The sequence below is a fragment of the Bacillus sp. FJAT-45350 genome, assembly GCF_002335805.1.
Taxonomy (GTDB): domain Bacteria; phylum Bacillota; class Bacilli; order Bacillales; family NISU01; genus FJAT-45350.
The window spans coordinates 2,553,704-2,576,822 of the sequence record NZ_NISU01000001.1 but is presented as its reverse complement, the minus strand read 5'-3'; the positions used below and the strand labels follow the sequence as shown (position 1 = coordinate 2,576,822).

The 23,119-nt window shown below is 35.7% G+C and carries 19 protein-coding genes and 1 riboswitch; of the genes, 12 read left to right on the top strand and 7 right to left on the bottom strand.

The genetic code is table 11. From position 1 onward, the window contains the following. Positions 1 to 19: 19 nt before the first annotated feature. From CD003_RS12990 to CD003_RS21900, 3 genes are all read right to left on the bottom strand, one after another. Entirely contained in the window at positions 20 to 763 is a 744-nt protein-coding gene (locus tag CD003_RS12990) for a 3-oxoacyl-ACP reductase (RefSeq protein WP_096201528.1), read from the bottom strand. An 18-nt stretch (positions 764 to 781) separates the two neighbouring features. Beyond that, positions 782 to 1,237 (bottom strand): polyhydroxyalkanoic acid synthase subunit PhaR, encoded by a 456-nt coding sequence (gene phaR, locus CD003_RS12985; RefSeq protein ID WP_096201527.1) that lies wholly within the window; start codon positions 1,235 to 1,237, stop codon positions 782 to 784. Positions 1,238 to 1,509: 272 nt separating this feature from the next. After that, positions 1,510 to 1,647, bottom strand: coding sequence for a hypothetical protein (locus CD003_RS21900; RefSeq protein ID WP_179295545.1), 138 nt, complete (start codon positions 1,645 to 1,647; stop codon positions 1,510 to 1,512). A 386-nt stretch (positions 1,648 to 2,033) separates the two neighbouring features. Between CD003_RS21900 and CD003_RS12980 the strand changes: the two genes are divergently transcribed. Beyond that, positions 2,034 to 3,410, top strand: coding sequence for a hypothetical protein (locus tag CD003_RS12980; protein WP_096201526.1), 1,377 nt, complete (start codon positions 2,034 to 2,036; stop codon positions 3,408 to 3,410). Between the two features lie 76 nt (positions 3,411 to 3,486). Further along, positions 3,487 to 3,768, top strand: a complete 282-nt coding sequence (locus tag CD003_RS12975; protein ID WP_257008314.1) for a late competence development ComFB family protein — start codon at positions 3,487 to 3,489, stop codon at positions 3,766 to 3,768. An 80-nt stretch (positions 3,769 to 3,848) separates the two neighbouring features. On the opposite strand, the gene CD003_RS12970 is transcribed toward CD003_RS12975, so the two are convergent. Then, the gene (locus CD003_RS12970; RefSeq protein WP_096201525.1) at positions 3,849 to 5,684 is read right to left on the bottom strand and encodes a BCCT family transporter; all 1,836 of its coding nucleotides are present in this window, start codon (positions 5,682 to 5,684) and stop codon (positions 3,849 to 3,851) included. A gap of 285 nt (positions 5,685 to 5,969) precedes the next feature. Between CD003_RS12970 and CD003_RS12965 the strand changes: the two genes are divergently transcribed. Continuing rightward, entirely contained in the window at positions 5,970 to 7,889 is a 1,920-nt protein-coding gene (locus CD003_RS12965) for an ATP-dependent DNA helicase (RefSeq protein ID WP_096201524.1), read from the top strand. Positions 7,890 to 7,943: 54 nt separating this feature from the next. On the opposite strand, the gene CD003_RS12960 is transcribed toward CD003_RS12965, so the two are convergent. After that, entirely contained in the window at positions 7,944 to 9,128 is a 1,185-nt protein-coding gene (locus CD003_RS12960; protein ID WP_257008313.1) for an MFS transporter, read from the bottom strand. A gap of 319 nt (positions 9,129 to 9,447) precedes the next feature. Further along, positions 9,448 to 9,547, top strand: a riboswitch (purine riboswitch). 58 nt (positions 9,548 to 9,605) lie between these two features. On the opposite strand from CD003_RS12960, the gene CD003_RS12955 reads away from it, so the two are divergent. Together CD003_RS12955 and CD003_RS12950 are read left to right on the top strand one after the other, a co-directional pair. Then, the gene (locus tag CD003_RS12955; protein ID WP_096201522.1) at positions 9,606 to 11,042 is read left to right on the top strand and encodes an NAD(P)/FAD-dependent oxidoreductase; all 1,437 of its coding nucleotides are present in this window, start codon (positions 9,606 to 9,608) and stop codon (positions 11,040 to 11,042) included. Between the two features lie 240 nt (positions 11,043 to 11,282). Further along, a complete protein-coding gene (locus CD003_RS12950) occupies positions 11,283 to 11,963 on the top strand; it encodes an RraA family protein (protein WP_096201521.1) in 681 nt (226 codons plus the stop codon). Positions 11,964 to 12,106: 143 nt separating this feature from the next. Here the strand turns inward: CD003_RS12950 and CD003_RS12945 are convergent, their stop codons facing one another. Next, positions 12,107 to 13,459 (bottom strand): sodium-dependent transporter, encoded by a 1,353-nt coding sequence (locus CD003_RS12945; protein ID WP_096201520.1) that lies wholly within the window; start codon positions 13,457 to 13,459, stop codon positions 12,107 to 12,109. Between the two features lie 386 nt (positions 13,460 to 13,845). Then, positions 13,846 to 14,460, bottom strand: coding sequence for an NAD(P)-dependent oxidoreductase (locus tag CD003_RS12940; RefSeq protein ID WP_096201519.1), 615 nt, complete (start codon positions 14,458 to 14,460; stop codon positions 13,846 to 13,848). A gap of 294 nt (positions 14,461 to 14,754) precedes the next feature. Between CD003_RS12940 and CD003_RS12935 the strand changes: the two genes are divergently transcribed. The 7 genes from CD003_RS12935 (at position 14,755) to CD003_RS12905 (ending at position 23,056) form a co-directional block, all read left to right on the top strand. Beyond that, positions 14,755 to 15,528: an ABC transporter ATP-binding protein gene (locus tag CD003_RS12935; RefSeq protein ID WP_096201518.1), complete on the top strand. Its 774-nt coding sequence runs from the start codon at positions 14,755 to 14,757 to the stop codon at positions 15,526 to 15,528. Positions 15,529 to 15,547: 19 nt separating this feature from the next. Further along, the gene (locus CD003_RS12930) at positions 15,548 to 17,446 is read left to right on the top strand and encodes an AMP-dependent synthetase/ligase (protein ID WP_096201517.1); all 1,899 of its coding nucleotides are present in this window, start codon (positions 15,548 to 15,550) and stop codon (positions 17,444 to 17,446) included. Between the two features lie 4 nt (positions 17,447 to 17,450). Then, positions 17,451 to 18,335, top strand: coding sequence for a branched-chain amino acid ABC transporter permease (locus CD003_RS12925; protein WP_096201516.1), 885 nt, complete (start codon positions 17,451 to 17,453; stop codon positions 18,333 to 18,335). 4 nt (positions 18,336 to 18,339) lie between these two features. Then, positions 18,340 to 19,401: a branched-chain amino acid ABC transporter permease gene (locus tag CD003_RS12920; RefSeq protein ID WP_096201515.1), complete on the top strand. Its 1,062-nt coding sequence runs from the start codon at positions 18,340 to 18,342 to the stop codon at positions 19,399 to 19,401. A 141-nt stretch (positions 19,402 to 19,542) separates the two neighbouring features. Next, positions 19,543 to 20,820 carry an ABC transporter substrate-binding protein gene (locus CD003_RS12915; RefSeq protein ID WP_096201514.1) on the top strand — a complete coding sequence of 426 codons (1,278 nt, stop codon included), beginning with the start codon at positions 19,543 to 19,545 and terminating at the stop codon, positions 20,818 to 20,820. Positions 20,821 to 20,886: 66 nt separating this feature from the next. Continuing rightward, positions 20,887 to 21,675 carry an ABC transporter ATP-binding protein gene (locus tag CD003_RS12910; protein ID WP_096201513.1) on the top strand — a complete coding sequence of 263 codons (789 nt, stop codon included), beginning with the start codon at positions 20,887 to 20,889 and terminating at the stop codon, positions 21,673 to 21,675. Between the two features lie 208 nt (positions 21,676 to 21,883). Next, entirely contained in the window at positions 21,884 to 23,056 is a 1,173-nt protein-coding gene (locus tag CD003_RS12905; RefSeq protein WP_096201512.1) for an acyl-CoA dehydrogenase, read from the top strand. Positions 23,057 to 23,119: the final 63 nt, after the last annotated feature.

Below are 23,119 nucleotides of genomic sequence, written 5' to 3'. Positions count from 1 at the left end.
TTTCTTAATGGTAACTCTATTACATGTGAAGACCACCGTTAATATTTAATTGCTGTCCTGTAATATAAGCACCATCTTTACATAAGTAAAGGACGCCTTTGGCAATTTCCTCCGCTTGACCAAAGCGTTTTTGTGGGATTTTTGCTTGAATTTGTTCTTTAACGTTGTCAGGTATTTCTGAAATCATGCTTGTTTCAATGAAACCAGGGCAAATAGCATTAACTGTTACATTTGTCTTTGCTAATTCCAGAGCTAGAGATTTTGTGAAACCAATCATCCCTGCCTTAGCAGCTGAATAGTTTGCTTGTCCAAACGCACCTGTTTGTCCAATAATTGAAGAAATATTAATAATTCTTCCTGTATCTGAATTGAGAATGTGAGTTAATGCAGGAGATGAAGTATTGTAAACACTATTTAGATTAACATCAATTACACTTCTCCAGTCTTCTTCAGAAAGCTTTTTGAACGAACGATCTCTTGTAATTCCAGCATTATTTACTAAAATATCAAGTTGACCAAAGCTTTCTATAGCAATGTTTACTAGCTTTGCAGCTTCCTCTGATTTAGATACATCTGATTGAACTGCAATTGCTTCGCCACCAGTTTCTCTAATAAATGAAACTAATTTCTCAGCTTCAGCACTGCTACGATTGTAATTTAAGATGACTTTAACACCATTTTGAGCTAATTCCTTTGAAATTGCAGCTCCAATACCTACAGCTCCACCAGTGACAATCGCAACTTTTCCTTGTAAATTATTCATATTTCTATCCCCTTAATCTTATTTTTTATCCGTTGTTGGGTTACCAGACTTATTTTTTGATTGAGCGCTTTCTTTAAGGAATTCAAGTACTTCATCTAATTTATTACTAATGTCCTTAACTTCCTTTTTTAGCGTTGTCATCTCTCTTTTGACCACTGCAGGCGATGTTTGATTCTCGAGACTTTCTTCTATTTGTTCCTCAAGGTCATCTACTTTTGTATCTAGATTGACAATTAGAGATGATAGATTTGCTAAATCCTCACGAGAAGGAAGGTTCATTTGATCTAGATACTGCTTTGTTGCTTTATCAGTCATCTGTTTATATAACAGATTGGAATCCACGACTTTACCAAGCCATTCTGAAAATTCCTCTGTCTTCATCTTGTCTTCCATTGCTTGTCCCCAGTAATTCTCAGTATTACTGTATAGTTCCTTCCAGGTTGAAAACGGGTCGTAGGTTTTTTGGTTAGACATGTACAATCTCCCTCTTTCATTTCTTTTGTCAATTTAAAGTATAAAAAGGATTCCAGTAATATACAATTTAAATAATTCCAAAAATTATTACATTTTTCTACTTAAGTAATAAAAAGTGATTAAAATAACGAAATTAGGAGAAAAAACTTTAAAAAAAGATTAAAGTCAGTAATATTTATGTGTGTGGAAGTATAGAGGAATTTAATAAAAAAGGAGAGAAAGCTAACGTAATATAATAAAAGAGGATGTCTACAAGAGACATCCTCCACCTACTATTGTTGATTAGATTCTTTATAATCATTAATCATCATGCTGATTTCAAATACGTTGTGACCAATAGAATTAACCTTTTCCTCTTCGTGATAATTCTCTAGTAAGATACCAATTTCATAGATAGAATTCTCAAGCAAAACTATCATCTCCTTAATTTATATTCGTCAATTTTACTAACATGATGTCCAAAATATTTATAAATTATACGTATTTACATAAAAAAAATCTAGTATTTAACAACAGAGTCTACCGATAATTTAACATAATTTGTAGAAATTTAGTACTTAGCAATAAAAAATACGACAAAATAATTAGGATATAGCAGATTAAATTTTCTTTTAAAGTAACAGACATGTTGAACAGCATGTGAAATATTTTCAAATAGGGTATAGTATGTCATAATTTACTACAGTCTTAGAAAAAAGGAGTGGTTTCTATTAATGAATAGAAATCGTATTGTATACATGAATCAATGTAAGGAACATAATAATAGGAAGATATATGTGTGTTCAGGAGTATGAAAATGAATAAGTTACTATTTACTAGTTTAAAAAGCTATTTTATTTTGGGAATGTGTTTGCTTTATATATTTGATTATTTCATTCCAATAAATGCTTTTTATTATGGTCTTGCGGTGTTCACTTTTTTCGTCTTAGTTTCTAGTATGTTTTCAGTAAAGATAGTTCCTAGAGTAATAGGGCTTACACTAGTCTCATTAGGTATATTGATTAACTATCGAAGTGGAAATGGACTTTTTAGTAACTTAGAAGGTTTGCTGATTAACTTGCCTATTTTAACGTTGCTCCTTTTAGTTCCATTAATTGCAATACCAATGAAAATGAGTGGCTATTTCCAAGCGGCAAGTTATTACATGGATCAATGGAAAAAGGATTCAAAAAAAACCTATATGGGGTTATCAGGGTTCATTTCCCTTGTTGGCCCGATTCTAAACCTTGGGAGTATAAGAATTACGCATGATATGGTAGAAAGTTTAAAAATCAAACCTGCTATCCTTGCTAAAGCCTATTTAGTAGGCTTTTCTACAACGATGCTTTGGTCACCATACTTTGCGTCTGTCGCCTTAGTTTTGTTCTATGTAGATGTTCGGATACTCGATTATATGTTTATTGGCCTGACGTTAGCGATTATCCAATTAATTGTTGGCTATCTATTATTTCGGTCTTGGGAGAAAAAGGACAAAGAATCCTTTAGTGCAAAGGAAGGACCTAAAGTAGAGAAAGACGGAGAAGTAATATATAAGACTAAACTACTTAAACTAGCATCCATGCTGGCTTTTTTAATTTTATTTTTACTATTTTTAGAGTATATTACTCCTTTGCCAATGCTGTTGTTAGTTAGTTTAATTGCAATCTTATTTCCAATAGTATGGGGATTATTTACAACACAATGGGGATCTCTTAGGGTGGAATTCCAACAATATAAGGAACGTCTTTCAGGAAGTATGAATAATGAGATTGTGTTATTTCTTTGTGCTGGTCTATTTGGAAACGCCTTAGCTAATTCTGTCTTTGCCAATTCTGTGGAAGCGTTTATAACTAGTATTGCATCTTTTTCTTTCTTAGTGTTTGTTTTATTTGTGATTGGTATTATTTCTCTTTTTGCTTTTATTGGTATTCATCAAATTGTTGTTGTACCTATTTTAGCAATGCAAATTGATGCTTCGGTTATAGGTACAAGTCCACTAGCTCTAGCCTTACTTTTTACGTTAGCATGGTCGATGTCATCAATTATAAGTCCATTGAATGCAACAAATATGTTAGTAAGTGGGATTGTTAAGAGGGATGGGATTACGATTGGGCTTATGTGGAACGGAATATATGTATGTTCAATGCTAGTATTTGGAGTGGTGTTTATTCTTCTTTTACATTCTTTTTATTAATTGTATTGGAAGTAATAGTAACGGGAATGAATAGACTATCTATACATCGAAATAAAATAATTATGGGGATAAAAAAATGAATCGCAATTATGAAAATGTTATGGAAGAACTAGTAGAAACGTTAGTTAATATCCAAATGTTAGGTGCTGACTTTCAAACGTTCTGTAAATGTTTAAAATGTAGAAATGATATTATTGCTTTAAGCCTTAATACACTACCAGTACATTATGTTACATCTGAAGAGGGAAGACAAAATGTATTCAATAGTTTGAATACACATGAAAACTTAAAGTGGATAAATAAGCGAATCATTAGTGCTATTTACTTAGTTGGTAAACACCCTAAACATCATAAGTAATAAGGTTTAGTTTAGCTAGCGTGTAAATCAGTAAAAGAGGAAAGTCTGTGTCAAAAGTAATTTTCTGACACAGACTTTTTTTACTTTTTATCTTTATTAATTTGTTCTTTCGTATAGTCCTCTAGTTTGTCTTCTAACACTTCTTCAAATTTATCTTCAATTACAGTTCCAATCTTGTCCTCGAATTTTTCCTCGAAGGCATCTTCAAATTTATTTTCTAGTTTTTCTTCGAATGCGTCTTCAAATTTGTCATCTAATTTCTCATTAAATGCATCATCAAGTTTATCAACAAGTCTTTCGTCAAAGGCATCGTCGAATTTTTCTTCCAGCTTACCTTCAAAGTTTTGTTCCATTGCTTTAATAAGTTCTTTTTTAATACGTGTTATTTCTTGTTTCTTCCGTTCACGCTTTTCTTCTTTTAGATCTGCAGTAAACATTTTGAGCATAGAGGCAATCATTACAATCATTATCATTGAGAATGGTAACGCTGCTACTATAGATGCGGTCTGTAATCCAGTTAAGCCACCACTTAGAAGTAACACACTAGCTGTTCCAGCGATAAGAATACCCCATAGTAATTTAATACCTAATCTTGGTGAAAGACTTCCTTTTGATGTCATAGCCCCTAATACATAGGTTGCTGAGTCAGCTGAAGTAATAAAGAATATTAAAATGAGAACCACGGCTAAACCACTCATAAGTTGTCCGAGTGGGAATTCACCTAATAACATAAACAATGCTAGTTCAACATTGTCTACGATCGCATTTGCAATCGACCCGTTTTGGATAACTTCGATATGCAGAGCTGAACCACCGAAAGTCGAAAACCAAATTACTGCTAGTAATGATGGTACTAATAGTACACCGATAACAAATTCACGAATCGTTCTACCTCTTGATATTCGAGCAATAAATAGCCCCATGAATGGTGCCCATGCTATATGCCATGCCCAGTAGAAAATAGTAAAAGAACCGAGCCACGGATTATCAGTAAATGGAGTCATTGTTAAGCTCATTGGGATAATGTTTGCCACATAGCCACCAATGGTCGTTACAATGTTTTCAAAAATGTAAACAGTTGGTCCAACAATCATCATAAAGATAAGCAAAAGCCCAGCAATTGTTAAGTTGATAACACTTAAATAGCGGATACCTTTATCTACTCCTGTTGCTGCAGATAGCATAAATAGAACTGACACTATTGCAATAATGACAAGCTGTGTTGTTACTGTATTAGGAATATTAGTTAAATAGGATAGACCACCGGTAATTTGCATTGCACTTAAACCAAAGGTTGTAGCAACACCTGTTGAAGTTGCAAGTACAGCTAAAATATCAATTCCACGTCCGAATACACCGTTTACTCTGTTACCGATCAGTGGGTAGAAAACTGAGCTTATTAGCGCTGGTTGATCTTTACGAAATTGAACATAACCAAGGGCTAAGGCAACAAGTGAAAAAATAGCCCACGGATGAAGTGCCCAATGATAAACGGAATATCGTAATCCAATAAGTGCGGCAGCATTACTTCCTGCTTCAATGCCGGCTGGTGGATCGAGATAATAAAGAACTGGCTCTGCAACGCCCCAGAAGACAAAGCCGACACCAATTCCAGCAGAAAACAACATACCAATCCATGTATAATAGCTATACTGAGGTCGGTCATCTTGTTTCCCAAGTCGTAAACGTCCAAAAGGACTGACAGCTAAGAAAATAATAAAGAATACGAATATTGCAGCAACAATCATGTAATACCAGCCAAACGTGTCTATTGTGAAGGCAAGCATATCACTAGCTACTCTTTCAAGCTGGTGTGGTGCTATGAATCCCCACAAAACGAATAATGCAACAAAAATGGCAGAGATATAAAGTACACTACCTGGTTTGTTTTTTGTATGTTCCTTCCCTTCATTCATATAAAATCAAAACCTTTCGTAGTTAGAATGAACTAGAAATAGTAGCTCTAAAAAAGAAACTAGATAGACGAACTATTAGTCTGTTTACCCTATTTTGTGTAATATAAGCGTAAGTCATGTAAAGAAATGGAAAAGTAAAGGTAATTAAAAAACATTTTTTAGTATAAACTATTTAGCAAATAGAGGCAAACGATACCCCTGTATAGAAGTATTCAACTAATATGTCTTGCAAATTTTTATTTTAGTTAATAGACTGATATGTATGGTTAAGAAAAGGGGATAGTTATGATAAAATCACTTCCATTTAAAATCTCGAAAACAGAAAACTTCTTTGACCAATTAGGTGACTATATTGGTGATGTTTTTTATGATATCCTACCTGAAAAAGGATATGAGTTACGAGACGAACAAATCTTTATGGCTTTTCAAGTAGAACAAGCCTTTAAAAATAAAAGCGTTATATTTGCTGAAGCTGGAGTTGGTACAGGAAAAACCTTTGTTTACCTTCTCTATGCAATTTGTTATGCCCGCTATATGAGAAAGCCTGCAATTATTTCATGTGCCGATGAGACATTGATTGAGCAGCTTGTAAAAGAGGGTGGCGATATTGAAAAGTTACAAAAAGCATTAGGGCTGAAGGTTGATGTACGTTTAGCGAAGGCAAGAGAGCAATACGTATGTGTGAAGAAATTAGACAAACTTTCAAATCAAACTGATGATGACGACATCTTACGTGTTCATGATGAGATACCTGATTTCGCTTTTGATAGTGGCTCATCATTATTAGAGCGTTACGGTGATAGAAAAGATTACCCATGGGTTCCAAATGATAAGTGGGAAACTGTTGCCTGGGATACTCTACAACAATGCTCAACCTGTGATTGGCGCCACCGTTGTGGACAAACCCTTCACCGTAATTATTATAGAGAAGCAGCAGATCTCATTATTTGTTCTCATGATTTTTACATGGAGCATGTGTGGACTAAGGAATCTAGGAAGCGTGAGGGACAGCTAACATTATTACCAGATGCAAGCTGTGTTGTGTTTGATGAAGGACATTTATTGGAGTTCTCCGCGCAAAAAGCATTAACGTATCGTTTTCATTCTGAGACATTAACAACAGTTTTAACCGCATATATGAGTCAAGATGTAAGGGAAGAGTCTTTATATTTAATAGAAGATATTCTAGCCTTACATGATGAATGGTTTGATATATTAAGCGGTGCAGCTGTTATGGTTGAAGGTTCTAACCGTAAAGAAGTGCCACGGACAGAAGCGATGATAGCCATCGTTGAGAAAATGGATAAAAGTGTACAAGACCTTTTAGAACAGCTCGTTTTTGATGCTGAGTTGCACGTATTAGAAGATTATCATGTGAAAATAATAGAAGAATATTTAGAGTTCTTTTCCTATGGGTTATCGATATTATTAAAGGATGGCGAAGGTATTTTCTGGCTTGAAGAAACTGAAACAGAATCTTCGTTTGTTATCATGCCAAGACTAGTGGAAGATATCTTGGAGAAAGAGGTCTTCTCACAAAAAATTCCGTTTATCTTTTCATCTGCAACGTTATCTAGGGCAGGAGATTTTTCTTACATAGCTAAAAACTTGGGGATAAACGATTATTTATCATTTACTGTAGCTTCTCCATTTGATTATGAAGAGCAAATGAGTTTATATGGTCATATTCAAGGGATGGAAGATGATAAGTGGGCTCAAATTGGCCAAAACTTAATTGAGCGTGGAGGAAAATCGTTAGTTTTATTCACATCATTTGAAGAGATGAACCGTTTCAGAATATGGGCGAAAGAACAGAGTTGGAATTTTGACATTGTTTATGAAGGTGACCGAGAGATCAGTGCAACTGTAGACCAATTCCAAAATAATGAAGAGACAGTGTTATGTGCTTATCATTTATGGGAAGGGTTAGATGTACCAGGTCAATCCTTAACACAGGTCATTATCTCTTCGCTTCCGTTTCCACCTCATGACCCCGTGTTCCAAGCAAAAAGGAAGCATGCAGAAGATCCATTAAAGGATGTTGATGCACCTTATATGCTACTTCGTTTACGTCAGGGGATTGGGCGTTTAATAAGAAGTAGTGAGGATGAAGGCGTTGTTCACATTTGGATGACAGAAGAGCAAAAAGAGAAACAATTTAACGATATTCAAGAAGTTTTACCAATCGAATTAGTTTGGAAATAATTAAATCCAACCGACAGATTTAGAAAAGTCTGTCGGTTGGATTTTTAAATAATCTTATTTACTACCTCTAAGCAAGTTCGTCTGATGTTGTATTTTACTTAATAAAAGCATGCAAATAGGAGCAAGGATAGTACCGATACCAATTACTGTAAATGCCATACCCCAACTGAATGATTCTAATACGATACCGAAAATAATGGGAGAGAATATCGTGACAGAGAACCCTAATACTGACTGTACTCCTAATGCTAAACCTAGAACTTCCGGGTCAGCAACTTCTGTAATTGATACATTATAAATTGGTGAATCTGCAACAATAGTGAAACCATAAATACTAGCAAGGGTAAGCATAACAATCAGTGGCAAAGTAGTTAACCAACCGATAAATAATGAGCAAAGAATGCTAATAACTAGAAATAGATTGATAGCTTTAATTCTCCCGATATGGTCTGATAATCTTCCACCAATATATGTAGCAATACCACCTATCATAATTACAAGTGCCCCAGCCATGTTTCCAAAACGTATAGCGTCAGATTGTGCAAAGCCTTGAACTGTAAAATAGTAAACTAAAAATGGACCAATCCATGCCCACATTGCATAAAGCTCCCAGCAATGCCCTGCATAACCTCCATTTACAAGTAGGTTTGGCTTTCTAAAGACTTTCTTGAACGTTTGCCATTGTAGAGCTAGGTTTTGCCCTGTGCTCTTAACAGTTGGAATAGAAAGTGTATACATGAGAATAGCAGCAATAATACAGAAGCTAGAGGTTAAGAGAATTACACCTTGCCAACCGATAAATTCAATAAATAAACCTGAAACAAAAAGAGAAAATCCTGAACCAACTACGAGAGAGCCAACATATACTCCAAGAGCTTTTCCACGTTCTTTAGGAGGAAACAAACCTGAAAGAATACGCATACCAGGTACATAAATTCCTGCGATCCCAATTCCTGAGATCATACGTAATATTAGAGTAGACCAAAAGCCTTGAGCAAAGAGGGCGAATATAATCCCAGCAATCCCTGCTACTAAAGCTCCAAAGACAAAGGAATACTTTGGATTATATTTATCTATTAAAAAGCTGTAGAAAAGTATGGCAATGACATAGCCTACATGAAAAAAGGCGATGATGATACCAGATTGAGTTGGGGTAAGTCCCCATTCCTGTTCAATAACGGGCATAACAGCTGAAAAGTTAAACCAAATTTGCATGGCTAAAAATTGAGCTACAGACATCGTCCATAGAATCCTTTTAGTTAAAATAGTAAGTCCCCCTTTCCTGTATTGTTATTATATTACATATTTTGTACATGTCGATAGTTTGGTTTTAATCACAAATCGAACCTTCCTAATTAACAGATTCAATTCTCATTTGATTAATGCCATATACATTTTAACTTATGGAATGAGTTGTGGTAATAATGTTCGGTTTTTAGTGATGTTATTTAATCGATAATTAGTATATGAAAGATAAAGGTATGTAAACACGAATAAAAATGTTATTTGTTATTGACATAGTGTAAAAATCCTTTATAATCATCTATGGATAAGAAATTAAATTCAATTACAAAAAGTTCGTATATCCTTAATGATATGGTTTAAGGGTCTCTAGAAGGAACCAATAATTCCTAACTACGAACGGGGCAAAGTGTACCCGTTTATAGTTTGGGATTTTTTTTTGCCAAAAATAGATTACTTTTGGAGGAATTACTTATGAAAAGATATGATGCAATTATAGTTGGTGCAGGACCTGCGGGAATTTTTGCTAGCTATGAACTATTATTACAAGCGCCAAATACAAAAGTATTATTAGTTGATAAGGGCCATGATATATACCGTAGAAGCTGTCCAATTTTAGAAGATAAAATTAAATTATGTCCACCAGCTGCAGGAAAGAAAGACTTTGCTGGATGTTTGCCTGCTTGTTCAATTACGAATGGTTTTGGTGGAGCAGGAGCATATAGTGACGGAAAGTTTAATATCACTACTGAATTTGGTGGATGGATGACAGATTATCTAACACCTTCAAAGGTTCTCGAATTAATTAAGTATGTTGATGAGATTAATTTAAAGCATGGTGCAACAGAATCAATTACTGATCCTACTACAGAAGCTGTAAGAGATATTGAACAAAGAGGATATGGTGCAGGGCTTAAGCTACTAAGAGCACAAGTAAGACACTTAGGGACTGAGCAAAATCTTGAAATTTTAAAATCTATTTATGAATATCTAACAGATAAGGTTGATATGCTTTACAAAACGGAAGTAAAAGATATTACAACAGTTAAAGAAGATGGTAAGCATAAAGTAACCGGAATCATACTGAAAAATGATGAAGTGTATGAAAGTGATTTTGTTTTTATAGCTCCTGGTAGAGATGGTTCTGCATGGCTGACAGATATCATGAAGAAAAGAAAATTAAAAATGTATAACAATCAAGTGGATGTTGGTGTACGTGTCGAGACGTCTGATATTGTTATGCGTGAGATTAATAAGCATTTATATGAAGGGAAATTTATTTATAATACGTCTGTAGGTACTCAAGTTAGAACTTTCTGTAGTAATCCTTCAGGTCATGTAGTAGTTGAAAACCATAGTGGAGTTATGGCAGCAAATGGTCATTCCTATAAAGATGAAGCGTTAGGATCAGAAAATACTAATTTTGCATTATTAGTATCTCATAAATTTACTGAACCATTTGAGAAGCCGAATGAGTATGCTAGAGAAATCTGTGAACGTGCTAATGATTTATCAAATGGTGGGGTCATCGTTCAAAAGTTTGGCGATATCATGAAGGGCAGGCGTTCAACGGAGAAACGTATTAAAGAAGGATTTTTAGAACCAACATTAAAAGAGGCGGTACCAGGTGATTTAGGGTTAGTTTTACCTTATAACACAATGAAAAGTTTAGTAGAAATGGTCGAAGCTCTTGATAAGGTTACTCCAGGGTTAGCATCTGAGCATACATTATTCTACGGTGTAGAAGCGAAATTCTATTCTGCCCGCCCTAAATTAACAGAAGAGCTAGAGACAGAGATTGAAGGACTTTACTGTGGTGGAGATGGTGCAGGTATTACTCGAGGACTTGCTCAAGCAGGAGCTACAGGGGTATGGGTTGCAAGAAGTATGAATAAGAAAATGAATAAATAGATTACAAAAATGAAAGAAGTGGTTAATTTAACCACTTCTTTTCTATATTTAGAATATTATTAACTTCTGGACAGGTAGTTTAGTCAGAATCATTAATGTTAATAATGATTACATACCCTAGGATGAATGTTAATATTGATTTAATTAAAATAATGCTTCACACTTATTATTCAAACAATGCAAAAAGAGTTTTTAATAAATTTAATGAATTTAATAAATTTAAGAAAGGTGAATTTTTTTATGTCAAATCTAGGTTATCGTGTTATTGAAACAATTGAAAGACCATCAAAAGAGTTAATTAAAGGTTTTGAACGTATCCAAGTGGCTAATATTGATGATTCAATGAATCGTATGGGTGCTATTAACGAATCGATTCATCAAATGAACAGCAAAAATATACTCGGACCTGCCTTCACTGTGAAAGTACCGAGTGGAGATAATTTAATGATTTTTCTTGCTGTAGAAAAAGCCAAGCCAGGAGATATTCTTGTAATTGATGGTGACGGTAATATGGAACGTGCATTAGTTGGTGAAATACTAGCTAAATTTGCAGAATCAAAAAAATTAGGTGGTTTTGTTATTAACGGATGTATTAGAGATTATGATGCGTTACTTAAAATGGATATCCCAATTTTTGCAAAAGGTCGTACACCGAATGGTCCATATCGAAATGGTCCTGGTGAAATCAATTCGCCTATTAGTATTGGAAGAAAAGTCATTTTCCCTGGAGACATTATTATAGGGGATAGTGATGGAGTGATTGTGGTAAGGCCTGAGGATGCAAAAGATTTACAACAAAAGGCACTGGAGATAGAAAAGAAAGAAATCGCAACTATAGAGAGAATTGAAGCTGGAAATGGGATGGACTTAGACTGGCTTTATAATAAACTAGAAGAAGAAAACTGTGAGATTATTAAATAGTTGAGTAAAGAAAAAAGAGATTAATTAGGCTACTGAAAAACCATTATTTATGCTGAACGATTAATTCTCTAGTTTTATGATAGTAGAAAAGGATAGGCCAAGCAGATATTACTCACTGCATAGCCTATCCTTCTATTGTTTTATTAAAATAATCCGATTGAGCGTAAGAAGATAATTAAGATGGCAATTGGAGCGATATAACGTAGTATTAATAACCAAGCGTTACCGATAAATGTATTACCGAAATCTGATTCTTCCAATGCCTCGGTTTTTTTCCATCCCCAACCAACAAATAATGCAATAATTAAACCACCTAACGGTAGGAAAATGTTTGATGCGATGAAGTCCATACTATCAAGAATGTCTTTTCCAAAGAATGTAACATGAGATAATGGTCCAATTCCTAATGATGAAGGAATTCCTAGTAAGAAGATTATACCTCCAATTAATACAGCAGCTTTTCTTCGGCTCCACTGAAATTTTCGCATGAAGTAGGCAACAGCAACTTCTAATAATGAAACTGCAGAAGAAAGGCCAGCCGCAGCTAATAAGAAGAAGAACGCAATCCCTACAATTCCTCCAAACGCAATGCTATCAAAGATACCTGGTAAAGTTACAAATACAAGCCCGGGTCCATCTGCAGGGTCGATACCAAAGGCGAATACAGCTGGGAAAATCATGATACCAGCAATAATTGCAAATACCGTATCTAATGAAGCAACACCTACAGCTGCCCCTGGAAGCCTTTCTTTTTTAGAAAGATAGCTACCATACGTGATTAAGGCACCCATTCCTAAGCTAAGCGAAAAGAAGGCTTGACCTAGTGCTGCTAAATAAACGTCTGGGTTAGATAATACTGACCAGTCCGGTTTGAATAAGAAAGCTAGTCCTTCCTTAGCTCCACCTAGAGTTAAGCTATAACCAGCAAGGATAATTAATAAGATAGCTAGAAGAGGCATTAATATTTTATTTGTAGTTTCAATTCCTTTTTTAACACCTATTGCAACAATACTTATTGTTAAAGCCATGAAAATAACTTGCCAGAAGATTGGTTTGATAGGGTCAGTAATGAATCCCCCAAAGTAATCTCCGTAGCCTTCTTGAGGTTGTGACCATAGCCCACCTGTTAAATAACTTGTGAAATAATGTAAAGTCCAACCTGCAATAACTCCATAGAAAGATAAAATAATAAATGCGGATGCTACACCGAGAAACCCACCAAGTACCCATGGCGTTCCTGGGGATAGTTTCTGGAAAGAGCCAATGACATCGCTTTGAGCTCGTCTACCAATAGTGAACTCTGCCATCAGGATTGGGATACCAATCATGACAATACAAATAATATAGAGTAATAGAAAGGCAGCTCCACCATTCTCTCCAGTAACGTAAGAGAATCTCCATATATTACCTAATCCAACAGCAGAACCCATGGCAGCAAGCATAAAACCTAGACGTGATGCCCACTGTTCCCTGTTTTGGTCGTTTAAGTTATTCACTAACGTATTCCTCCTTTAAATGACTAAAATTATCTGATGAGTAAAAATAATATACCATATGTTTCGATAAAATTCGATATAATCTGATAAATTTTTATTTTAACATAGTTTCCTTTATTTACCTTGGTGACTTGAATGTGCAGAAACAAGGGCATTTTAAGTAGCATTTATATGAAAATGGCTTTTTTTCTATAATAAAAAAGAACAAATAAAGTTTTTTACTTCATTTGTTCCAATCATTTAATATTAAATTGAACATTGGTATAGGTATTTTTTCATAAAATAGAATCTATTCAGGAACGTTAATTCGTTAATAGTTTATTAGTGTACTATTATCTTAATAGAACGTAACCAAGGATGGTATCCAGGAAACTTCAAACATATTTTTAATAAGAAATTCCAACTCTTGTATTTAGATACTGTGTATTTGTTATTTGTTTAAAAGTAAACTCAGCGGTATCAGGAACAGAGATTTTTTCACCATCTAGTGGGAGAAAATCCTTTTCAACACGGTAGATCCCTGTATACTCCCCTTCAGGTAAATACGTTGGACAAACAATCGTCCAGCATAAGCTTGATTTCTTTAGTAGGAGATATGCTTTGAGGTGATCCTCAGCTGCTTTTGTGCTTTTCCTTTTTGATTCTGCAGATTGAAATCGAAACTTCAAAGGTTCTAAACGACTTTGTAGAATGCCAGCTGTTCCAACTGTAACAATCCTATTCACTTGTGATTTATTCATTTCTTCTATTATATATGGCATACTTTTGGAAATAGTATCGCAGCCGTCTGTACTTAAAGCACTTACAACGATATCTGCTCCTTTCATTTGATTACTAAGGGAGGTAGGGTCTAATACATTACCGTCGATGATTTGGACATAACTCTTCTCAATTTTATCTGGTGAGCGAGTAAAAACAGTTATATTATAATTTTCTTCAACTGCTAAGTTTAAAATTTCCGAACCGACTCTTCCAGTTCCACCTAATAAAAATAAATTCACGATATTCCCCTCACAGATATTATAGTAAAAGAACGATTTTGTTTATTTATCTTTTTATCATAACATGCAACTATTTCACTAGCATGTAATTACAGTAGAAGTAGTAAATCTAACATTAGCCTATTAATCTTACGTGTAGGGGGAGATAAGACAGGAAAGGATAAACTGCTCCAATTTTCGACAATTTAGAATTTTCGTAAAATTTATAATTGTGTATTGACATTGAGCACCTGCTCATTTTAAAATCATGTTAACGCTTACATTTAATTTGCTACAAAAAAGGGGGAACAATGAATGACAAAAATATTGGAGATTGAGAACGTCTCACTCCAGTTCGGTGGTGTAAAAGCCTTAAATGATGTTAGCTTTCATATTAACAAAGGGGAAATTTTTTCACTCATTGGTCCAAATGGAGCTGGGAAAACAAGTATGTTGAATTGCATTAGTGGATTGTATCAGCCTTCTAATGGCTCTATCCGCTATAATGGCAAAGAAATCTTAGGTGTGAAGCCTTATAAGCGAACTGCTTTAGGAATAGCCAGAGCCTTTCAGAATATCGCATTATTTGCACATATGTCTGTTTTGGATAATTTAAAGCTAGGTAGACATACGTTAATGAAATCAGGCTTGTTAGCTGGCGGCCTCTACTGGGGCTCGGCTCAGAAGGAGGAAGTTAAGCATCGTCTAGCAGTTGAAGAGGTAATTGAGTTTCTACAATTGCAAGATATTCGTCATACACCAGTTGGGACCTTGTCTTATGGGTTGCAGAAGCGGGTTGAGGTAGGAAGAGCATTGGCTCTAGAGCCTGACTTAATTTTACTAGATGAACCGATGGCAGGGATGAATAGCTCAGAGAAAGAAGATATGTCCCGATTCATTATTGATATGCATGAACTGAAAGACATTACTGTTGTGTTAATTGAGCATGACTTAGGTGTAGTAATGGACTTGTCAGATAATATTGCTGTACTTGATTTTGGTAAACAAATAGGTTTTGGTACTCCTGAAGAAATACAGAGTAACCCAGAGGTTATTAAAGCATACATCGGTGAAGAAGAAGCTATGTAGTGAAGGGAGGGAAACAGTAATGAGTACTGATAAAACATTACCGAAATTATTACTTGAAAGAGGTACAACGTCAAAAGAGACTGTTGCTTTAAGGCAGAAGAAATTAGGGATTTGGAATGAAATTACATGGAGAGAATACCTAGAAAATGTAAAAAACCTTAGTGCAGCTCTTTCTAGTGAGTGTGGCTTTGAAAAAGGTGATAGGCTTGCCATTCTTGGTGATAACAGACCACATTGGGTTTATTCGGAGCTTGCAGCACAAAGTATTGGTGGAATTGTAGTAGGAATTTATCAGGAATCACTTCCAGACCAACTTGTGTACTATTTAAATCATTGTGAAGCAAAAATCGTCATCGCTGAAGACCAAGAGCAAGTTGATAAATTACTTGAAATAGAGGAAAAGATACCTCTGGTAGAGAAAATCATCTATTACAACGATAAAAGTTTACGTAGCTATAAAAATAGTAAACTCTTTTATATGTCAGATTTACAGAAGAAAGGGGAAGTGTTTGTTCAAAAGAATCCTACCTACTTTGAGGAACAAGTAAACAAAGTAAATAGTGAGGATATCGCAATTATATCTTATACAGCAGGTACATCTGGGAAACCTAAAGGTGTTATGCTTAGTCATAGTAACTTGCTTGCTACTGCACATTCGTTATCAGAAGTTGATAGATTCGAAGAGAACAATGACCAGTTATCTTTCTTACCTTTAGCTTGGATAGGGGAACAGGTTATCTCTGTTACAATGTCCTTGTATAAAAATGTAAAAATAAATTTTTCAGAGGAACCTACGACAGTACTTAGTGATTTGCGTGAAATTGGACCACATACGATGTTTGCTCCACCAAAAACATACGAAAATATTATCTCTAGATTTAAACTGAGAATGGATGGTTCTAGTTGGTTAAAGAAAAAGGTTTATAATTTCTTTAAGTCATATGGTGATAAAGTTGCCAAGGCAAAAGTAAATAATGAATCGATTTCTTTTGGAACAAAGCTTATGTACGTTATAGGAGATTTTCTAGTATTCAGTGCCATTCGTGACCATATAGGGTTAGCTAGAATTAAACGAGCCTATAGTGGGGGTGGCTCCTTAGGAACAGATGCAGTGCACTTCTTTCAAGCACATGGAATTAATGTAAAGCAGTGCTACGGTGCAACGGAAGTATGTGGGGTGTCGTTCTTACAAAGGGATAATGATATTAACGAACGAAGTGTTGGGGTACCACTACCTAGTACAGAAGTGATGTTATCCGAAAATGAAGTGGTTCTTGTAAAGAGTCCTAGTGTTTTTAAAGGATATTATAAAGATGATATCTCATATAAAAACAATGTTCAGGACGGTTGGGTTTCATTGGGGGACCGAGGAGAACTTGACGAGAATGGACATCTCTATATTACGGATCCGTTAGAAGATATTCAAATTCTATCTAATGGTGAGAAGGTAGCACCAACGGAAATAGAAAACAAACTAAAGCATAGCCGTTTTATAAAAGAGGCGATAGTCTTTGGAAAAGCAAAACCATATTTAGTGTCAATGATTAACATTGATATGGCGAATGTTGGAAGGTGGGCAGAGAAAAATCAAATTGTCTACACAACATATGCTGATTTATCTACGAAAAAAGAAGTAATCAGCTTAATCGAAAAAGAAGTTGCTTCAATTATGAAAGACTTACCAGAATCTATGCGTGTGAAGAAAATAGTTATCCTCCATAAAGAGTTAGATGCCGACGATGAAGAACTAACTCGTACACAAAAGGTACGAAGAAGCTATCTTGAAGAAAAATATCAAATCGTTTTTGATGGTTTATACTCGTCAAGCTCTCAACTCAGGCTCAAAATCAATGATGGAAATGATGCAGAAACTGACTTACAAGTCATTGATTTAGAAGCAAATAAGGAGGTGGCATAAGTAAATGAGCTTTTTCTTGCAGATGGTTATTACAGGGATTGTTGTTGGTAGTATCTACGCATTAGTAGCTTTAGGGTTTGTCCTTATTTATAAAGCTAGTGATGCATTAAATTTAGCCAATGGTGAATTCGTTTTAATCGGTTCCTATATCTGTCTTACTCTAGTCGCAGTTTATGATATTCCATTCATTCTAGCACTCTTAATCACACTAGTGTTCAATGCCATTCTTGGAATGACCGTTGAACGAGTCGTACTAAGACCTCTTATAAATGCACCAGTAATATCTGTCATAATGGCAACAATCGGTCTTGCTAGTTTACTAGCCGGTTTGGTTCATATGATTTGGGGACACCAAACAAAATCATACCCACCAATTTTTCCTGCCACTCCAATCAGAATGGGTGACGTTGTCATTGCTCCAGTCTATTTATGGTCTTTCATCATCGTAATGATTTTACTTGTTGCTTTTACGTTATTCTTCAAATTTTCAAAAATGGGTCTTGCAATGCGTAGTGTTGCAGATGACCAAATGGCTGCCCTGTCAATGGGGATAAGTGTTAAACAGGTTTACGCTATTACCTGGGGTATTGCAGCACTAGTTGCAGCAGTAGGTGGGGTTTTATTAGGTAATATCAATGGTGTAAACGCTTCCATGGCAACGATTGGTCTAACAGTGTTACCTGTTGTTATTTTAGGTGGTCTTGATAGTATTCCAGGAGCGATCGTTGGTGGATTTATTATCGGGATTATTCAAAATCTAGCTGCAGGTTACTTACAACCGATTTTAGGTGGAGGAATTAAGGAAGTCATTCCGTTTATTATTGTAACAATTATTTTGATGCTTAAACCACATGGTCTATTTGGAAAAGGTGGAATCGAAAGGGTGTGAATGAATGAAAAATCCATTTGTCATGGAATGTGGGAATTACAAGACGAGTTACAGTAAGGATATGGAGTTGTTTAAGATTCCTCAAGTAAAACTGAGGATGTTGGTCATTGTCATATTGTTATTTATGTTTCCGTTATTCGCTTCAAACTATGTAGTTGGTTTAGCTACATTATGTGCGATTGCTGTTATTGGGGCAATTGGATTAAATATTTTAACCGGGTTTACAGGACAAATTTCAGTGGGGGTAGGGGCGTTCTTAGCGGTAGGAGGCTATACATCCGCAATATTAACAACAACCCTTGGATGGAGCTTCTGGATTTCACTTCCTTTAGCAGGTCTAGTTACAGCTGTTATTGGTGGATTGTTTGGTATTCCATCATTGAGATTAAAAGGGTTATACTTAGCGATTGCAACCTTAGCAGCTCAAGTAGTAATTCTTTGGATTATCGGTCGAGCAAGTGGCCTTACTGGTGGAGGAGCTGGAATGCTTTTAAGCCGTCCATCTATTGGAGGATATACATTCTCTAGTCACAATAGCTATTACTTTTTATGTTTAACGATTGCGATTTTGACAACGATTTATGCTCTTAATCTATTTAGAACTCGTACAGGTCGTGCCTTTTTAGCAGTTCGTGACAGAGATGTTGCAGCACAAATTATGGGGATTAACTTGTTTAGCTATAAAGTTATGTCCTTTGCCATAAGTTCTTTCATCGTTGGGATTGGTGGGGCTTTACTTGCTCATTACACAATGGTTGTAACAGTCGAGCTTTATAGTATCCAAGTTTCAATTCAGTATTTAGCAATGATTCTAGTAGGTGGTCTAGGTAGTGTCTTTGGTGCAATTCTAGGTGCAATTTTCATTACATTATTGCCTGTAGGGTTAGGTTTTATGGTTGAGTTCCTTACGATTTATATGCCTAACGCTTATCACATGCTTACATCGTTCCGTGAATTTGTCTTTGGTCTAGTAATTATCCTATTCCTTATTTTCGAGCCTGGAGGATTGGTTCATATATGGAATAATTTCAAGAACTATATAAGGCTCTGGCCATTCTCGTATTAGAGAGGAGCTTATTATCTCACCAAAGGATTAACTTGTTTACTATCAGTTTGAAAAGTTTCACTACTAAGGGATTTAGAGGTTCTTACATAGTTTGAGGGCTTCATCCAATATATGCTCTATCAAAAAAAAGGGGGAAATTTGATGAAGAAGTTTCGTTTAAACAAAGTAACTGCTGCAGTAGCTAGTTCAGTGCTTGCGCTAGGGTTACTTGCAGGGTGTGGAGGTAATGAGGCATCAAATACACCAGGTGGTTCTACAGACGATGGAATAAGTGAATCTGATACAGTCGTTAAAATTGGCGGTATTTTTGATGAAACAGGAGCCACTGGAGATGTAGGTGCACCATACGCAGATGGAGCAAGAGCATACTATGAATATTTCAACTCTCAAGATAATGACTTCAAGATTGATTTAATTGGAGAAGATTATGCGTATGATGTAAGTCGAGCGCAACAAATTTATCAATCTTTAAGAGATAGACATGAGGTAGCTGCAATTATTGGATGGGGAACAGGTGATACAGAAGCATTACGTAGTCAGATTATTGCCGATGAAATACCATTTTTCTCTGGATCATATTCAGAGAACTTAAAGGATACAGGTTCTCAAAGTGGATATAACTTCTTAACAGCTGCAAGCTATTCGGATCAAGGCCGTGCAATGCTTGAATGGATTGCTGAAAACCACGAAGGAAGCACACCTGCAAGTGTTGCGTTAGTTTACCATGAGGGGCATCCATTTAGTGAATCACCAATTAAAGACATTAAAGCATATGCGGAAGAAAATTTAGCTGGCGTTATTGAAATTACACCAGACATTTTAATTGAGCTTGGTGATACTGACCCTCAAACGACTTTACAATCATGGGAAAGAAATAATGATGTTCCAGATTACGCAATCATTAACTACACTTGGGGTCAAACAAGGAATGTCGTTCGTGATGGTAAATTCCTAGGCTGGGATACACAATTTATGGGATTAAACTGGACTGCTGGGGAAGGTCTAATTCCTGAAGGTAGTGACAACGCACAATGGGTTGAAGCGTTAGATGACTTTATTGCAGTTGTAACACATGCATTTCCTAGTGAAGACATTCCAGGTATGGGTGCTATCGTTGAGTATTTAGACTCTAAAGGACAATCAGTTGATGACATTAACCAGAAGTTTGTTCAAGGTTGGGCGACAGCTGCAATCTATGCTGAAGCAGTTCGGGTAGCAGTAGAGCAAACAGGTGGAGAAGTAACTGGTTCAGATGTAAAAGCAGCAATTGAGTCAATTAATAATCTTGATTTAGGTGGTCTAGGTGCTAATGTTTCATTCTCACCTGATAACCATGCAGGTACTGACCAAATTCGTTTAGGTCAATTACAAAGTGGTGAATGGGTAATGCTAACAGATTACTTCGGAATTAACGACTAAAGAAATTTTAAGAGAGGGTAACAATCTTTTGCCCTCTCTTACTTCTAAAATATAGGAGGTTGACACATGCTCCGTCTTAGTAATGTTGAAGTTGTATATTCAAAAATCATCTTAGTATTAAAGGGAATGTCACTTGAGGTTCCTGACGGAAAAATCGTTGCCCTATTAGGAAGTAATGGAGCAGGAAAATCAACAACATTAAAAGCAATTTCTGGTTTATTAAAAAGTGATGGCGGTCAAGTAGTAGATGGTCAAATCGAATTTGATGGGAAAAACATTAATGGTATTGATCCAGACCGTATTGTAAAAGATGGAATCTTTCAATGTATTGAAGGAAGAAGAGTCTTTAAACATTTAACAGTGGAAGAAAATCTGATGGCAGGTGCATATACGAGAAAAGATCGAAATAATATTAAATCTGATCTTGAGAGAGTGTATCATTATTTTACTAAATTAAAAATGCTTCGAAATAGGCATGCTGGATTATTATCTGGTGGGGAACAACAAATGTTAGCTATTGGCCGGGGAATTATGGCAAAGCCAAAGCTATTATTATTAGATGAACCATCACTAGGAATTGCTCCATTACTAGTAAAGGAGATATTCCAAAACATTAAGCAAATAAATCAGGAGGAAGGGACCTCTATTTTAGTTGTTGAACAAAATGCAAATGTCGCTCTTTCCATTGCTGATTTTGGATATATTATGGAAAATGGAAGAATTGTAATGGAGGGCCCAGTTGATAGTCTTTTGACTAATGAGGGGGTCCGCGAATCGTATCTCGGAATGAGTAAGGAAGGTAAGAAGAGCTTCCGTGAAGTGAAGTCTTACAAAAGAGTGAAAAGATTTGTTTGAGAAGAATAGCATGTTCAAAAAGGCTTATGATTCCCTTTTTGAACATGCACATCTAAGTAAAATCTAGTTTTATAAAATAATAGGAATGTTTTAAGAGTTTTCATACTATTTTTATGTTAGAAGGATCAAATACTTATGTTCTTTCCAATGTTGAGCGTTTGCTCAGTTATTTAAAACTAATCTATCTATTATAAGGAGGAAGCAAATTATGAACTTTGAATTAACACAGGACCAACAAATGATTAGAGATATGGTAAGAGATTTTGCACAAAATGAGGTAGCACCTAATGCGGAATATGTAGATAGAACGGCTGAGTTTCCAAAAGAAACGTTTAAAAAGATGGGGGAGCTTGGCATGTTGGGGATTCCTTTTCCTGAAGAGTACGGTGGTTCTGGTGGGGATACTATTTCGTACGCCTTAGCTGTTGAAGAGATTGGCCGTGCTTGTGGTGGAACTGGATTAAGCTATGCTGCAGCAGTTTCCCTTGGAGCAAGTCCACTTTATTATTTTGGAACTGAACAACAAAAGCAAGAGCATTTAGTTCCGTTAGCTTCGGGTCAATCACTAGGTTCATTTGGGTTAACAGAACCGAATGCAGGTTCAGATGCTGGTGGCACTCAAACTAAGGCGGTATTAGATGGTGATGAATACGTCATAAATGGTGAGAAGTGCTGGATTACGAATGCAAGCTTTGCAAGAACGGTCATAGTAACTGCTGTAACAGGTAAGGATGCAAATGGAAAGAACATTATCTCTGCACTTATCGTTCCAACGGATACACCTGGATTCACGATTAATAGTAACTATGAAAAAATGGGTGTTCGAGGTTCAGATACAGCAGAATTAATTTTAGAGGATGTGCGAGTTCCTAAAGAGAATCTATTAGGAGATCCTGAAAGAGGATTTAAGCAATTTTTATATACATTAGATGGTGGTCGAATTTCAATTGCAGCATTAGGAGTTGGTATTGCTCAAGGAGCATTTGATGCGGCACTGCAATATTCAAAAGAAAGAAAACAATTTGGTCAATCGATTTCGAATTTCCAAGCAATTCAGTTTAAGCTTGCTGATATGGCAATGGAAATCGAGTTAGCTCGTAATATGGTATTGAAATCAGCATGGTTAAAAGACCAAAACCGTTCATTTACGAAGGAGTCAGCATTTGCTAAGTTATATGCTTCGGAAACGGCAACTAGAGTATGTAACCAAGCAATTCAAATACATGGTGGATACGGTTATATGAGAGAGTATGGAGTAGAACGCATGCTAAGAGATGCGAAACTATTAGAAATTGGAGAAGGTACTTCAGAAATCCAAAGACTTGTAATCGCAAGGCAGTTAGGTTGTGGAGACAAACCAAAAGTGAAGGCAAAAGCATAATAAGAGTCTTGTAATAGAGTTTGTTCCAGTCGATGATAAGTTGCTGGAGCAAACTCGTTCAAA

Excerpts from the sequence above, each read along its gene's own strand:
- CD003_RS12910 (WP_096201513.1), top strand. The coding sequence starts at position 20,887 with ATGCTCCGTCTTAGTAATGTTGAAGTTGTATATTCAAAAATCATCTTA.
- CD003_RS12965 (WP_096201524.1), top strand. The coding sequence starts at position 5,970 with ATGATAAAATCACTTCCATTTAAAATCTCGAAAACAGAAAACTTCTTT.
- CD003_RS12980 (WP_096201526.1), top strand. The coding sequence starts at position 2,034 with ATGAATAAGTTACTATTTACTAGTTTAAAAAGCTATTTTATTTTGGGA.
- CD003_RS12955 (WP_096201522.1), top strand. The coding sequence starts at position 9,606 with ATGAAAAGATATGATGCAATTATAGTTGGTGCAGGACCTGCGGGAATT.
- CD003_RS12925 (WP_096201516.1), top strand. The coding sequence starts at position 17,451 with ATGAGCTTTTTCTTGCAGATGGTTATTACAGGGATTGTTGTTGGTAGT.
- CD003_RS12950 (WP_096201521.1), top strand. The coding sequence starts at position 11,283 with ATGTCAAATCTAGGTTATCGTGTTATTGAAACAATTGAAAGACCATCA.
- CD003_RS12975 (WP_257008314.1), top strand. The coding sequence starts at position 3,487 with ATGAATCGCAATTATGAAAATGTTATGGAAGAACTAGTAGAAACGTTA.
- CD003_RS12905 (WP_096201512.1), top strand. The coding sequence starts at position 21,884 with ATGAACTTTGAATTAACACAGGACCAACAAATGATTAGAGATATGGTA.
- CD003_RS12930 (WP_096201517.1), top strand. The coding sequence starts at position 15,548 with ATGAGTACTGATAAAACATTACCGAAATTATTACTTGAAAGAGGTACA.
- CD003_RS12970 (WP_096201525.1), bottom strand. The coding sequence starts at position 5,684 with ATGAATGAAGGGAAGGAACATACAAAAAACAAACCAGGTAGTGTACTT.
- CD003_RS12960 (WP_257008313.1), bottom strand. The coding sequence starts at position 9,128 with ATGTCTGTAGCTCAATTTTTAGCCATGCAAATTTGGTTTAACTTTTCA.
- CD003_RS12920 (WP_096201515.1), top strand. The coding sequence starts at position 18,340 with ATGAAAAATCCATTTGTCATGGAATGTGGGAATTACAAGACGAGTTAC.
- CD003_RS12935 (WP_096201518.1), top strand. The coding sequence starts at position 14,755 with ATGACAAAAATATTGGAGATTGAGAACGTCTCACTCCAGTTCGGTGGT.
- CD003_RS12990 (WP_096201528.1), bottom strand. The coding sequence starts at position 763 with ATGAATAATTTACAAGGAAAAGTTGCGATTGTCACTGGTGGAGCTGTA.
- phaR (WP_096201527.1), bottom strand. The coding sequence starts at position 1,237 with ATGTCTAACCAAAAAACCTACGACCCGTTTTCAACCTGGAAGGAACTA.
- CD003_RS12915 (WP_096201514.1), top strand. The coding sequence starts at position 19,543 with ATGAAGAAGTTTCGTTTAAACAAAGTAACTGCTGCAGTAGCTAGTTCA.